The following is a 12,122-nucleotide window of genomic DNA, read 5'->3' as shown; positions in this document are numbered from 1 at the left end:
ATGTCCCCCTGCGGTGTTTGCCGGGCGAGAATGCGAACAACCGCCGCCAAGCACAATCGCAAATTCGACCAGCGTCTTGCCGTGCCGACGAAGCTTGCCCGGGGCTGCGCGTCTGCTAGGGCGCGCCTCGCATTCCCGGCAGGACAGGATTGAGATGGCCAACGTCACCGTGATCGGCGCCCAGTGGGGCGATGAGGGCAAGGGCAAGATCGTCGACTGGCTCGCCAGCCGGGCCGATGCCGTGGTGCGCTTCCAGGGCGGCCACAACGCCGGGCACACGCTGGTGGTCGGCGACACCACCTACAAGCTCAGCCTGCTGCCCAGCGGCATCGTCACCGGCACGCTCAGCATCGTCGGCAACGGCGTGGTGCTCGATCCCTGGGCGCTGAAGGCCGAGGTCGAGAAGCTCGAAGGGCAGGGCGTCGCCATCACGCCCGACAATTTCGCCGTCGCCGACAATTGCGCGCTGATCCTGCCGATCCACCGCGATCTCGACGGATTGCGGGAAACCGCGGCGGGCAGCGGCAAGATCGGCACCACCGGCCGCGGCATCGGCCCGGCCTACGAGGACAAGGTCGGCCGCCGCGCGATCCGCGTGTGCGATCTCGCCCATCTCGATCATATCGAACCGCAGCTCGATCGCCTTTGCGCCCATCACGACGCGCTGCGCGCGGGGTTCGAACAGGCCCCGATCGACCGCGAGGCGCTGCTCGCCGAACTGCGCGAGATCGCGCCCTTCGTGCTGAAGTTCGCGCAGCCGGTGTGGAAGCGGCTGAAGAAGGTGCGCAAGGCCGGTGCCAAGATCCTGTTCGAAGGCGCGCAGGGCGTCTTGCTCGACGTCGATCACGGCACTTATCCCTTCGTCACCAGCTCCAATACCGTCAGCGGCTCCGCGGCGGCGGGCAGCGGGCTGGGGCCGAACGCCACCGGCTTCGTGCTCGGCATCGTCAAGGCCTACACCACCCGGGTCGGCAGCGGTCCGTTCCCTACCGAGCTCGAAGACGAGGTCGGCCAGATGCTCGGCGAACGCGGCCACGAATTCGGCACCGTCACGGGGCGCCAGCGGCGGGTCGGGTGGTTCGATGCGGTGCTGGTGCGCCAGACCTGCGCGATCAGCGGCGTGACCGGCATCGCGCTCACCAAGATCGACGTGCTCGACGGGCTCGACAAGGTGAAGATCTGCACCGGCTATCGCCTGCGCGGACAGGTTTACGACTATCTTCCCAGCCACGCCGCAGACCAGGCCGCCGTCGAGCCGATCTACGAAGAGATGGACGGCTGGAGCGAAAGCACCGCCGGCGCGCGCAGCTGGGCGGACCTGCCGGCCAATGCGATCAAATACATCAGCCGCGTCCAGGAACTGATCGAGACCCCGGTCGCGCTGGTTTCCACCAGCCCGGAGCGCGAGGACACGATCCTGGTCCGCGATCCGTTCATGGATTGATCCGGTGGTCATCCCGGCGCAAGCCGGGGCATCATCTCCCGGCACTCCTGCGGAAAGGGATTCCGGCTTTTGCCGGAATGACGGTAGGATGACGGCGTGAGAATCGTCGTTGCCTTCCTCGCCCTTTTCGCGTCGACCGCCTGCTCCACGTCGCCTGCGCCGCCAGCCGCGCCATCGGTGGCAGAGCGCGTTCCTGCGGCGCGAGTCCTTCCCCGATCTCCGGAACGCGCCGATTTCGTGCTGATCGACAAATCCGACCGGACCCTATGGGCCTATTCCCACGGCCGTATCATCCGTGTCTTTTCCGGCCTCCAGTTCGGCGACGCCCCCTTGGGGCACAAGCAGTTCGAAGGCGACGAGCGCACGCCGGAAGGGCGCTACACGATCGACTACGGCAACCCGCAGTCGCGCTACTACCTCAGCCTGCACATCTCCTACCCCAACGCCGCCGACCGCGCATATGCCGCGGCGAATGGGCGCTCGCCGGGTGGGGACATCTTCATCCACGGTCAGCCCAACGGTTCGGCCCAGCGGATGCGCGGCGACTGGACCGACGGCTGCATCGCCCTTTCCGACGAGGAGATCGCCGACCTCTGGCAGATCGTGCCCGACGGCACCCCGATCGAGATCAGGCCCTAGCGCTTCGGCCCGCCGCGCTCGGACAGTTCGGCGATCTGAAACTGCAGGCGCTTCAATTCGCGCAGCACGGTGATCAGGTTCATCCGGTTGAACAGCCACTCCTTGATGAAGCCCTGCATCATCAGCAGGCCCAGCAGCAGCAGGCCCCAGCCGAGCATGGCATCGCCGCTTGGTGCCTCGACCAGGCGAAACACAGCATAGAACATCGCCGCTGCCAGCCCCAGCGAGACCACGAAGACCAGCTTCGCCCAGCCGCCGAGGGGGCCGGCGAAAGTGTCCCCGATCTGGCCGAACAGGCCGTTCGTGTCGTCGAGCGAGGCGAGGAAGGCCCTGTCGTCCTCGTCCAGCGCGCCGCGAATGCGGTTGTCGATATCGGTCATGCGTCGTCTCCTTGAAGCACCGCCTTCAGCCGGCGGCGGGCGTTGAACAGGCGCGATTTGACGGTGCCTTCGGGCGCTCCGGTCGCGGCGGCGATTTCGGCAAGGGTCAGCCCCTCTGTGTAATGGAGATGCGCCGCCAGCCGCTGATCGCCGGGCAGTGCGGCGAAGGCCTGGAGGATCGCCAGGCGTTCCTCGGGCGCCCGGCCCGGTGCGCGCAGGTTTTCCTCCGCCAGCTCGCCGGAACGGCCGCGGCGCGCCTGCGCGGTTCGAATCCGATCGAGGCATTTGTGGCGCAAGATGCCGAAGGCCCAAGGGGCGAAGCGCGCCGGATCGTCGAGCCGGTGAATTCCCCGGAAAATCGCCACCCAGCTATCCTGAACAGCGGACGTCGCGCCGTCCGGATCCTGGAGCAAGCGGCGCGCCGTGCGGAGCAGCCGCGGCTGCCAGCGAACTGCGAGCCGCCGCGCAGCCTGCCGATCGCCGGACCAGACCAGCGTGACCAGCAGCGCGTCGAACGCCGCGTCGCTCTCGGATGTCGTCGGACGGTCCATGGCTCTACAGTCGCGGCACGCCGGCAAAAGGTTCGCTCGGGCAAGCTCGAAAATGGAGTTTTCTTGACACGGCCATGATTTGTTCTCAATTTGTTTGCACGACTCAGGACAACTACGGATGGCTCAACTGGCATACCTGTGTGACGACGAACCCGATGCAAAGCTTGGGGGCGAGAACCGAGAGGCATTCGGTGCCGAGCCGGTGGAGGGTGATCGGCCGGCGCTGGCCGTTTCGCTGTTCGCCGAAAGCGAAACCGTCCTGTCGGCCATGGCCGAGGATGCCCGATGTGCGGGGATGGGCGTGCGGACACGCCGTTCGCTGTCCTCTCTGCTCGAACGCGGGGGCGGGGTGCTGGGCGATGTCGTTCTGGTCGATTGTCCCGAAATCGACGCGGCGCGCCTCGCCGCGCTCGTCCGGCTCGACGAACGCGCCGCGCGCGCGGGGGCGATGCTTCTCGTCTCGACCACTGCGGATGCACTCGAGGACGTGTTCGGTTGCCTCGATCGCTCCCGGCCCGACATTCTCGTCGGAGCGACGAGAGCGCAGCGGATCGTTTCGCTGGGTGGTGCGCTCGCGCGCATTCCGGGCCGCCGCTTGAGGGAGCCGGACGAAAGCGAGCGGATCGCGCTGCTGCGGCTCGCCGAGGAGGTCGAGCGGCTGGCGGCCAAGATCGACGGATTGTCCGGAGCACCGCAGGAATATTATCCGGCCACGGAACGGGAACTCGCCATCCACCTCGCCCAGCCGACGCAAGGGTTTCGGCATGCCGAGCGCGAGAATGCGATGCAGCGCAAGCCACGCATCCCGTTGCCGGAGCCGCGGCTGGTCAAGACCATGCTGCGGCACCGCGCGATGCGGGCGGAATTCTTCGACGGCGATCTCTTCGCCGACCCGGCTTGGGACATCCTGCTCGATCTCACCGCGGCGCGCGCCGAACACCGGCGGGTTTCGGTAACCTCGCTGTGCATTGCCGCCAGCGTGCCGGCGACCACGGCGCTGCGGTGGATTTCGCAGATGGTCGACGCCGGCATCCTCGAGCGGACGCAGGACGACGGCGACAAGCGGCGTGCCTTCATCGCGCTCTTGGACAAGGCTGCCGATGCCATGGCGCGGTATTTCGATGCAATCGGCCTCCAGACCAACACGGTCTGAGCCGATCGGCGGCCCGGTCCTCAGGCCAGCCAGTCGGGGACCCGTTCCGCACCCATCATGGCATCGGCGGGGACCCGCTCGGTAACCGTGGCGAAGCGATCGCCGTCCACCAGCACCTCGGCGACGAAGCCGCGCGAATTGTAGCTCGAGGCCATGGTCGCGCCATAGGCTCCGGCGGTGCGGAACACGGCGAGATCGCCGGACCCGACCCTCTCGATTTCGCGCCCCGTGGCGAAGGTGTCGCCGGTCTCGCAGATCGGCCCGACGATATTGGCGCGCATCCGGTCGTCTCCCGGCGTCACCGCCGCGAAATCGTGCCAGGCTCCGTACATGGCGGGGCGGGCGAGATCGTTCATCGCCGCATCTACCACTACGAAGGGATCGGCGACCCCGCGCTTGACCCGGATCACCCGGGTCAGCAGCACCCCGGCGTTGCCCGCGATGACCCGTCCCGGCTCGAACACCAGGCGGACGTCCCAGCCCCTGGTCACCCGTGCCACCATCGCTCCGTATTCGGCCGGCGAGGGTGGAGCGTCCTCGGGCTTGTAGGGTACGCCCAGACCGCCGCCGAGGTCGGCGTGGGTGATTGCGTGCCCTGCCTCGCGCAAGTCCGCGATCAGCCGGCCGAGCTTTTCGAACGCGCGTTCCAGCGGCGCGAGCTCGAAAAGCTGGCTGCCGATATGCAGCGCCACGCCGCGCAGCCGCAGGCCGGGAAGCGCGGCGAGGCGGGCAAAGATCGCCGGAGCCTCGCCGATCGGCACGCCGAACTTGTTGTCGGCCTTGCCGGTGGAGATCTTGTCGTGCGTCCCCGCATCGACATCGGGATTGACCCTGAGGGCGCAGCGCGCTTCCACCCCGCGCGCGGCGGCGATGGCGGAGAGTTCGATCCCTTCCTCTTCGCTCTCGAGATTGAATTGGCCGATCTCGGCGTCCAGCGCCTCGTCCAGTTCGGCCGCGGTCTTGCCGACACCGGAAAAGACGATCTTTTCCGGCGCCATGCCCGCGGCGAGCGCGCGGCGCATCTCGCCGCTCGAAACCACGTCCGCCCCGTAGCCCTGCCGCTGCAGCACCTTGAGCACCGCGAGGTTGGGATTGGCCTTCACCGCGAAGGCGAGCAGCGGCCCGTCCGCATCCCCGCCCAGCCCGGCAAGCGCTTCGGCGAAAACCTGCGCGTGCCGTTCCAGCGTGGCGCGGGAATAGACATAGACGGGAGTACCGACCGCCTCGGCAATCGCCGGCAGGGGAACGTTTTCGACGTGCATCACGCCGTCGCGAAGGTGAAAATGGTTCATCGGGAGCGCGCTCTGCCTAGAAGTGCTCGCCGTGTCGAGATGCGATCACCTTTCCGGCGGAAGATCGAAGGGATCATCCTCGCGTTCCTCGGAGCGGCGACGCAATTCGACATTGCGTTCGGGGTCGGCGAGGGTGGGGAGATCGAGCAGATCGTCGGCCGTGGGGCGCTCGACCGATCCGTAGGGGGCGGGCGGCAGGCTCGCCCCGGGGCGCGGTTCGAGAGCCGATGTCTGCCCGCAGGCTGCCAGCATGAACAGCACCAGCAATCCCGCTCCGACCCGCTTCATTCACCCGTTCCCAGCATCCTGCGTCCTTCGGCCACGCGTTCCCTTACCTGATCGGGCGCGGTGCCGCCATAGGAGCATCGGGCGGCGACGGAAGCATCGACCGAAAGCGCATCGAACACCCGCTCGTCGATCCGCGCGTCGATCGTCTGGAGATCGGCCAGCGGTAGCGCGTCGAGCGCGACGCCTCGCTCTTCCGCCAGCTTCACCGCCGCGCCGGTGACGTGGTGCGCCTCGCGGAAGGGAATGCCCGCCTCGCGCACCAGCCAGTCGGCCAGATCGGTGGCGGTGGCGAAACCGGCTTCCGCCGCGGCGCGCATCCTGGCGGTGTCGAAGGTGCTGTCGGCGACCATACCGGTCATCGCCGCCAGCGACAGGTCGAGCAGGCCCGCCGCCTCGAACACCGGCGGCTTGTCGTCCTGCATGTCCTTCGAATAGGCGAGCGGCAGGCCCTTCATCGTCACCATCAGCGATGTCGCGCAGCCGATGATCCGCCCGGCATGGCCGCGCACCAGTTCCGCCGCGTCGGGGTTCTTCTTCTGGGGCATGATCGAGCTGCCGGTGGAAAGCGCATCGGGCAGACGCACGAATCCGAAGGGCTGGCTGGCCCACAGCACCATCTCTTCCGCGAGACGGGAGAGGTGGATCGCGCAGGTGCTGGCGGCGTGGAGATATTCGAGGGCGAAGTCGCGGTCGGACACGGCATCGAGGCTGTTGCGCGTCGGCCCGTCGAAGCCGAGCGCGGAAGCGGTTGCGTGGCGATCGATGGGAAAGCCCGTCCCGGCGAGCGCCGCGCTGCCCAGCGGACACAGCGCCATCCGCTTGCGGGCATCGGCAAACCGGGCGCGATCGCGCGCGAACATCTCGAAATAGGCCATCAGATGATGGCCCAGCGTCACCGGCTGCGCCGTCTGCAGGTGGGTGAAGCCCGGCATGACGCTGGCGGCGTGCTCTTCGGCGCGGATCAAGAGGGCGTTCGACAGCCGATCAAGTGCCTGTTCGGCACGCTCAGCTGCATCGCGGACCCACAGCACGAAATCGGTCGCTACCTGGTCGTTGCGGCTGCGCGCGGTGTGGAGCCGACCCGCGACCGGCCCGATCAGCTCGGTCAGCCGCGCCTCCACGGTCATGTGGATGTCCTCGAGGTCCCAGTCCTCGGGCACGCCGTCGCGCTCGTACTCCGCGGCAATCGCCTGTAATCCCTCGTCGATCGTCTGCGCATCCTCGCCCGAAACGATGTCCTGCGCCGCCAGCATCGCCACATGCGCGCGGCTGCCCGCGATGTCGTGGCGCCACAGCGCCTTGTCGAACGGGATCGAAGCGTTGATTTCGCGCATGATCGCGCTAGGCCCGCCGGCGAACCTACCGCCCCACATCTGGTTGGAGCTCGATTTGTCCCGCTCGTCGCTCACGCTCGCTGCCGTCCTCACTCTGCTGATCGGCGGCTGCGATAGGGCAGCGCCGGATGGCGGGCAAGGACCGGCGAAAGCAGCGCCCGCGGGCGAGATCGACCGGTCCATGGCCGGGGAGCTGATGCCCGCGGTCAATCTCGACAGCGCCCGGGGCGAGGTGCTCAATCTCGGCGCGCTTCAGGGCACGCCGGTGTTGCTCAACCTCTGGGCGACCTGGTGCGCGCCCTGCGTCAAGGAAATGCCGCTGCTAGACGATTTGGCGGTTGATATGGATGGCGAAATCCGGGTGGTCACGGCCAGCCAGGATCTTGGCGACCGGCAGAAAGTCGTCGACTTCTTCGCCGAGCGCGATTTCGAACTGATCGAACCCTGGCTCGATCCGCAGAACCGGTTGATGGAGGGGCTGGGCGTGGATGTGCTGCCCACCACCATCCTCTACGACGCGCTGGGTCAGGAGGTCTGGCGCATCACCGGCGATTACGACTGGTCGAGCCCGGAAGCCCGCGCGGCGGTGGAGGAGGCGATCGCGCCGCCCGTGCCCTGAGAATGATGGTGGCCCTGCGAAATGCTGGTGGGCGCTGACGGGCTCGAACCGCCGACCCTCTCGGTGTAAACGAGATGCTCTACCAACTGAGCTAAGCGCCCCTCGTGGGGAGGCGCGCTTCTAGCGTGCGTGGACCGAAAATCAATTGCCCGCTGTCGCCTCGCCCGGCTAGGCGACGCGCCATGCCGGACCCTCGCATTCTCATCCTCGCCACCGGCGGCACCATCGCGGGCGTCGCGGGCAGCGCGACGCGGCACGATTACCGGCCGGGGCAGATCGGCATCGACGACTATCTGGCGAAGGTCGAAGCGATCGGCCTGCCCGCCACGCTCGAGGGCCGCCAGATCGCCAATGTCGGTTCGGAGGACATGTCGCCCGCCATCTGGGCGCGGCTCCATGCGGAGATCGCCGCGGCGTTCGCCGACGATGCCTGCGACGGGATCGTCGTCACTCACGGAACCGACACGGCGGAGGAAACCGCGTTCCTGCTCGATCTGACGCTGCCGTCCGACAAGCCGGTGGTGCTGGTCGGGGCGATGCGGCCGGCCGATGCGGTGGGCTACGACGGCTTGCGCAATTTCGCCAACGCGGTCCGGGTCGCGGGCGACAGGCGCGCGGCGGGGCGGGGCGTGCTGGTGGTCATGGGCGACCGGGTGTTCGCCGCGCGGGACGTGCGCAAAGTTCGCACGCGCGGTTCCGAGGATGCCTTTCGCGGCTTCCCGCGCGGCAGCGTCGCGCTGGTGACCCCGAGCGCGCTCGAATGGTTCGGGGCGCCCTGGCGCAGCGACAATTGCGCCCGCCATGCCCTGCCGGCCGAGATGCCCGAAGTGCCTATCCTCTACGTCCACGCCGGGCTTGAGCCCGGGATGGTGGACCGCCTGACCGGTCCCCGGACACGCGGGATCGTGGTCGCCGGAGTGGGCGAGGGGAACATGCCCGAACCCGTCCGCGGCAAACTCGCTGCGCTTGCCGCGCAGGGCCTGGCGGTGGTTCGCGCCAGCCGCGTCGACGAAGGGCTGGTCGACCGCGAGCCGGACGACGAGAGCAATCGCTTCGTCGCGGCGCGCGCGTTCAACCCGCAGAAGGCGCGGCTGCTGCTCCAATTGCTGCTGGCGAACGGCAGACGCGACCCGGCGGCGATCCAGGCAGGATTCGACGATCCTTACGCCTGAGGGCGCACGCCCGGCTCAGGCTTGCGGGGTGACCAGATATTTCTCCCCGGTCTTCATCCGGCGATAATCCAGGATGGCGTCCTTCTCCAGCATGCCCTCCAGCGAGACCTTGCTCTTGTAGCCGCTGGCGAAGGTGGTGGTGAGATTGTCGAGCACGCGCTTCCTCATCCGCATCACCGTTTCCGCTCCGGCGGTCTGCAGGAACGGGGTGAGCAGCCAGCCCGACAGGGTCCAGCCGAAGCCGTAGGAGGGGGTCAGCGTGGTCGGGCTGAGATCGAGCCGACCGTAGATTAACATCCGCTTCTGCTGGTTCGAGCCGTAGCGGCTGTATTCGCTCATCTGTTTCACCGCGACCTGCTCCATCGCCTTGAAGCAGTGATCGACCATCTGCCCCCCGCCGATCGGATCGAAGCCGTAGAAGGCACCGGTCGCATCGATCCCGGCGCGCAGCTGCTCCATGAAATCACCGTCGGAGGAGTTCACCACCCATTGCGCGCCGGCATCCTTCAGCAGCTTCACCTGCTCGTCCTTGCGGACGATGTTGACCAACGCCATCCCGTCTTCCTGGCAGATGCGCTCGAGCATCAGCCCGAGGTTCGACGCGCCGACGGTGTGCAGGATCGCCTTTTGCCCGTCCATCCTGGCGTTCTCGACGAAGCCGAGCGCGGTCATCGGGTTGACGAAGCTCGACGCGCCGTCCTCGGCCGAATGATCGCCGAGCGGGAGGCACATGGCGGCATCGGCGATGGCGTATTCGGCGTAGGCGCTACCCGGCACGCAGGCGACGCGCTGGCCCATCAGGCCCTTCGCAATGTCGCTGTTCCCAGCGGCGACGACCGTGCCCGCGCCCTCGTTGCCCGCGGGCAAGCGCTTGCCGTGACGCGCCTTCTGGCCCGAATTGAACGGTTCGGGCATTCTCGCCACCACCTTGCCAGGCGAATAGTCGGCATTCTCGAAATCCGCCGCACCGGTCAGGATGGCGAGGTCGGACGGGTTGATCGGTGCGGCCTCCATTTTCACCAGCACCTGGTTGCCGGTCGGTTCGGGGAAACTCGTCTCGGCGATCTCGACCGTGAGCGTGCCGTCCTCGTCGAGCGTGGTGAAAAGCTGTCTGCCGGTGGTGGTCATGGAATTTGGTTCTCCTTGGATGACATGATTGGTTCGACCGCAGGTTCTTCGCCACGCGGCATGATTGCAACGCTGAAAATCATTGCCGCCCAGACCGCCAGGGTCGGCTGCAACTGCGGAATCACGGGAATGTCCAACGGATCGGCGAGGATACGCGGAAGGAGGAAGATCAGCATCGCCGTCATCGCGCCGTAGAACAGCTTGTATTGGCTGTGGGCGAGGTAGAGGATCGAGATGACCGCGCCGGCGCTCAGGAACAGCAGTATTGCGAATTCACCCGGTGGAAGGCCGTTCGCATCGGCGAGGACAAAGCCCAGCACTGCCCCGAAGACGATGTTGATGCCCTGGATATTGGCGTCATATTCCCCTTCGCTCATGCGGGCGGTCCGGGGGATCGCATGCCATTTCGCCATCATTCCACTCCGTTATCGCTCGGATATTCCGCTGCCACGAAATAGAGCCCGTGCGGCGGCGCGTTCAAGCCCAGTTCGGCGCGGTCGCGCGCGACGAGCGCTTCTGCAAGCCGTTCTTCGCGCCACCGGCCCATCCCGACCAGGGCGAGGCAACCGACCATGCTGCGGACCTGGTGGTGAAGGAAGCTGCGCGCTTCGGCGTGGATGCGGAGTTCCTCGCCCACCCGCTCGACGTCGAGCCGGTCGAGCGTCTTGACCGGACTGTCCGACTGGCAGTGCACCGAGCGGAAGGTGGTGAAGTCGTGCCGCCCCACCAGCGCCTGCGCCGCGCGGTGCATCGCTTCGGCATCGAGCTCCTGCGGCACCTGCCATAGCCGGTCGCGCTCCAGCGTCAGCGGCGCGCGGCGGTTGGCGATGCGGTAGAGATAGCGCCGCCGGATGCAGGAAAAGCGCGCGTGCCAGTCGTCCGGCACGATCTCGCACGCGGTCACTGCCACCGGGTCGGGCCGCAGATGCGCGTTCAATGCCTCCATCAGCCGGAAGGGCGGGATGTCCTTGGCAATATCCACATGGCTGCGCATGGCGAGCGCGTGCACGCCCGCATCCGTGCGTCCGGCGCTGTGGAGCGTCGCCGTCTCCCCGGTGGTGGCCTCGACCGCCTTTTCGACCGACTGCTGCACGCTCGGCCCGTCCTTCTGGCGCTGCAACCCGAAAAAGGGTGTCCCGTCGAATTCGAGTGTGAGCGCGAAACGGGTCAAGCGAGGCGGGTTCCCTTGGCCACCGGCCGCCCGCGCAGGAATTCGCCGGCATCCATCGCCGGCCTGCCGGCGCGCTGGAGGCGCAGCGGGCGCAGCGCCTGCTCGCCGCAGGCCACGGTCAGCGCATCGTCGAGCACCTCGCCAGGCTGCCCGTCCTGCTCCGCGACCTCGGCGCGCAGCAGCTTCACCCGCTCGCCTTCGAGTTCGAACCAGGCCCCCGGAAAGGGCGCCAGGCCGCGCACCAGCCGCTCGATCTCCTCGGCGGGCTTCGACCAGTCGATCCGCGCCTCGGCCTTGTCGATCTTGGGAGCGTAGGTCGCGCGCTCCTCGTCCTGCGCCAGCGGGCGGTGATTGGTCAGCTCGCGCAGGGTGCCGACCATCAGCTGCGCGCCCTTTTCGGCCAGCTCCTCGGTCAGCTCGCCGGTGGTCTTGCGCTCGATCGGCGTGCGGATCGTCGCCAGCATGGGTCCGGTGTCGAGCCCGGCTTCCATCTGCATGATCGTGACGCCGGTGGTGGGATCGCCCGCCATCACCGCGCGGTGGATCGGGGCGGCCCCGCGCCAGCGCGGCAGGATCGAGGCGTGGACGTTGAGGCAGCCGTGCGCCGGCGCATCCAGGATGGGCTGCGGCAGGATCAGGCCATAGGCCGCCACCACCGCGACATCCGCCTCCAAAGCGGCGAAGCGCGCCTGCTCCTCCGCCGATTTGAGCGAGGTTGGCGAGCGCACCTCGATCCCCAGCACCTCGGCCTCCTTCTGCACCGGCGAGGGTTGTGGCTTCTTTCCCCGGCCGGCCGGGCGCGGCGGCTGGGTGTAGACCGCCACGATCTCGTGCGCCGCGTGATCCAGCGCCTTCAACGTCGGCACCGCGAATTCCGGCGTTCCCATGAAGATTATGCGCATCGCGCTGCTCGCCGGACTTTCTCTTGCATGGCCCGCGCCCTATCTGTGG

14 protein-coding genes and 1 tRNA gene are annotated in these 12,122 nt (G+C 67.7%); 5 read left to right on the top strand and 10 right to left on the bottom strand.

Features of this window, described 5'->3' with window-relative positions:
• Window positions 1–154: 154 nt before the first annotated feature.
• Together ACGHN1_RS07880 and ACGHN1_RS07875 are read left to right on the top strand one after the other, a co-directional pair.
• Complete coding sequence (locus ACGHN1_RS07880) at window positions 155–1,444, top strand: adenylosuccinate synthase (RefSeq protein WP_390550066.1); 1,290 nt, start codon at window positions 155–157, stop codon at window positions 1,442–1,444.
• Between the two features lie 96 nt (window positions 1,445–1,540).
• Window positions 1,541–2,083, top strand: coding sequence for a murein L,D-transpeptidase family protein (locus ACGHN1_RS07875; RefSeq protein ID WP_390550064.1), 543 nt, complete (start codon window positions 1,541–1,543; stop codon window positions 2,081–2,083).
• On the opposite strand, the gene ACGHN1_RS07870 is transcribed toward ACGHN1_RS07875, so the two are convergent.
• Entirely contained in the window at window positions 2,080–2,463 is a 384-nt protein-coding gene (locus ACGHN1_RS07870) for a DUF6768 family protein (RefSeq protein ID WP_390550062.1), read from the bottom strand. The genes ACGHN1_RS07875 and ACGHN1_RS07870 overlap by 4 nt on opposite strands.
• Entirely contained in the window at window positions 2,460–3,014 is a 555-nt protein-coding gene (locus tag ACGHN1_RS07865) for an RNA polymerase sigma factor (RefSeq protein ID WP_390550060.1), read from the bottom strand. Before ACGHN1_RS07865 ends, ACGHN1_RS07870 begins: the two co-directional genes overlap by 4 nt.
• 118 nt (window positions 3,015–3,132) lie before the next feature.
• Between ACGHN1_RS07865 and ACGHN1_RS07860 the strand changes: the two genes are divergently transcribed.
• Window positions 3,133–4,167 (top strand): MarR family transcriptional regulator, encoded by a 1,035-nt coding sequence (locus ACGHN1_RS07860; protein WP_390550058.1) that lies wholly within the window; start codon window positions 3,133–3,135, stop codon window positions 4,165–4,167.
• 20 nt (window positions 4,168–4,187) lie between these two features.
• Here ACGHN1_RS07860 and lysA read toward each other — a convergent pair whose 3' ends face one another.
• From lysA to argH, 3 genes are read right to left on the bottom strand one after another with little or no spacing between them, the layout of a single operon-like run.
• Window positions 4,188–5,459 carry a diaminopimelate decarboxylase gene (lysA, locus tag ACGHN1_RS07855; RefSeq protein WP_390550056.1) on the bottom strand — a complete coding sequence of 424 codons (1,272 nt, stop codon included), beginning with the start codon at window positions 5,457–5,459 and terminating at the stop codon, window positions 4,188–4,190.
• 45 nt (window positions 5,460–5,504) lie between these two features.
• Window positions 5,505–5,747: a lipoprotein gene (locus tag ACGHN1_RS07850; protein WP_390550054.1), complete on the bottom strand. Its 243-nt coding sequence runs from the start codon at window positions 5,745–5,747 to the stop codon at window positions 5,505–5,507.
• Window positions 5,744–7,120 (bottom strand): argininosuccinate lyase, encoded by a 1,377-nt coding sequence (gene argH, locus ACGHN1_RS07845; protein ID WP_390550902.1) that lies wholly within the window; start codon window positions 7,118–7,120, stop codon window positions 5,744–5,746. Before argH ends, ACGHN1_RS07850 begins: the two co-directional genes overlap by 4 nt.
• A 16-nt stretch (window positions 7,121–7,136) precedes the next feature.
• Between argH and ACGHN1_RS07840 the strand changes: the two genes are divergently transcribed.
• The gene (locus tag ACGHN1_RS07840; RefSeq protein ID WP_390550052.1) at window positions 7,137–7,700 is read left to right on the top strand and encodes a TlpA family protein disulfide reductase; all 564 of its coding nucleotides are present in this window, start codon (window positions 7,137–7,139) and stop codon (window positions 7,698–7,700) included.
• 25 nt (window positions 7,701–7,725) lie between these two features.
• On the opposite strand, the gene ACGHN1_RS07835 is transcribed toward ACGHN1_RS07840, so the two are convergent.
• Window positions 7,726–7,801 (bottom strand) — tRNA-Val (locus ACGHN1_RS07835).
• Between the two features lie 81 nt (window positions 7,802–7,882).
• Between ACGHN1_RS07835 and ACGHN1_RS07830 the strand changes: the two genes are divergently transcribed.
• Window positions 7,883–8,872 (top strand): asparaginase, encoded by a 990-nt coding sequence (locus ACGHN1_RS07830; protein WP_390550050.1) that lies wholly within the window; start codon window positions 7,883–7,885, stop codon window positions 8,870–8,872.
• A 15-nt stretch (window positions 8,873–8,887) separates the two neighbouring features.
• Here ACGHN1_RS07830 and ACGHN1_RS07825 read toward each other — a convergent pair whose 3' ends face one another.
• Genes ACGHN1_RS07825 through fmt form a run of 4 tightly spaced genes read right to left on the bottom strand, consistent with a single transcriptional unit; the run spans window position 8,888 to window position 12,073 of the window.
• Window positions 8,888–10,000 carry a zinc-binding dehydrogenase gene (locus ACGHN1_RS07825; RefSeq protein ID WP_390550049.1) on the bottom strand — a complete coding sequence of 371 codons (1,113 nt, stop codon included), beginning with the start codon at window positions 9,998–10,000 and terminating at the stop codon, window positions 8,888–8,890.
• Window positions 9,997–10,377, bottom strand: coding sequence for a hypothetical protein (locus tag ACGHN1_RS07820; protein WP_390550047.1), 381 nt, complete (start codon window positions 10,375–10,377; stop codon window positions 9,997–9,999). Before ACGHN1_RS07820 ends, ACGHN1_RS07825 begins: the two co-directional genes overlap by 4 nt.
• A 35-nt stretch (window positions 10,378–10,412) precedes the next feature.
• A complete protein-coding gene (truA, locus tag ACGHN1_RS07815) occupies window positions 10,413–11,171 on the bottom strand; it encodes a tRNA pseudouridine(38-40) synthase TruA (protein ID WP_390550045.1) in 759 nt (252 codons plus the stop codon).
• Window positions 11,168–12,073: a methionyl-tRNA formyltransferase gene (fmt, locus tag ACGHN1_RS07810; RefSeq protein ID WP_390550043.1), complete on the bottom strand. Its 906-nt coding sequence runs from the start codon at window positions 12,071–12,073 to the stop codon at window positions 11,168–11,170. The genes truA and fmt overlap by 4 nt, the downstream gene beginning before the upstream one ends.
• Window positions 12,074–12,122 lie beyond the last annotated feature (49 nt).

Source organism: Qipengyuania sp. MTN3-11, from assembly GCF_042851825.1.
Lineage (GTDB): Bacteria > Pseudomonadota > Alphaproteobacteria > Sphingomonadales > Sphingomonadaceae > Qipengyuania.
Note: the sequence above shows the minus strand (reverse complement) of the source record. Positions and strands in the feature narration are given on the sequence as shown.

Bases quoted from the DNA above. Each gene is read 5' to 3' on its own strand.
- ACGHN1_RS07880 (WP_390550066.1), top strand. From the start codon at position 155: ATGGCCAACGTCACCGTGATCGGCGCCCAGTGGGGCGATGAGGGCAAG.
- ACGHN1_RS07830 (WP_390550050.1), top strand. From the start codon at position 7,883: ATGCCGGACCCTCGCATTCTCATCCTCGCCACCGGCGGCACCATCGCG.
- ACGHN1_RS07850 (WP_390550054.1), bottom strand. From the start codon at position 5,747: ATGAAGCGGGTCGGAGCGGGATTGCTGGTGCTGTTCATGCTGGCAGCC.
- lysA (WP_390550056.1), bottom strand. From the start codon at position 5,459: ATGAACCATTTTCACCTTCGCGACGGCGTGATGCACGTCGAAAACGTT.
- ACGHN1_RS07860 (WP_390550058.1), top strand. From the start codon at position 3,133: ATGGCTCAACTGGCATACCTGTGTGACGACGAACCCGATGCAAAGCTT.
- ACGHN1_RS07865 (WP_390550060.1), bottom strand. From the start codon at position 3,014: ATGGACCGTCCGACGACATCCGAGAGCGACGCGGCGTTCGACGCGCTG.
- ACGHN1_RS07870 (WP_390550062.1), bottom strand. From the start codon at position 2,463: ATGACCGATATCGACAACCGCATTCGCGGCGCGCTGGACGAGGACGAC.
- ACGHN1_RS07820 (WP_390550047.1), bottom strand. From the start codon at position 10,377: ATGAGCGAAGGGGAATATGACGCCAATATCCAGGGCATCAACATCGTC.
- fmt (WP_390550043.1), bottom strand. From the start codon at position 12,073: ATGCGCATAATCTTCATGGGAACGCCGGAATTCGCGGTGCCGACGTTG.
- ACGHN1_RS07825 (WP_390550049.1), bottom strand. From the start codon at position 10,000: ATGACCACCACCGGCAGACAGCTTTTCACCACGCTCGACGAGGACGGC.
- argH (WP_390550902.1), bottom strand. From the start codon at position 7,120: ATGTGGGGCGGTAGGTTCGCCGGCGGGCCTAGCGCGATCATGCGCGAA.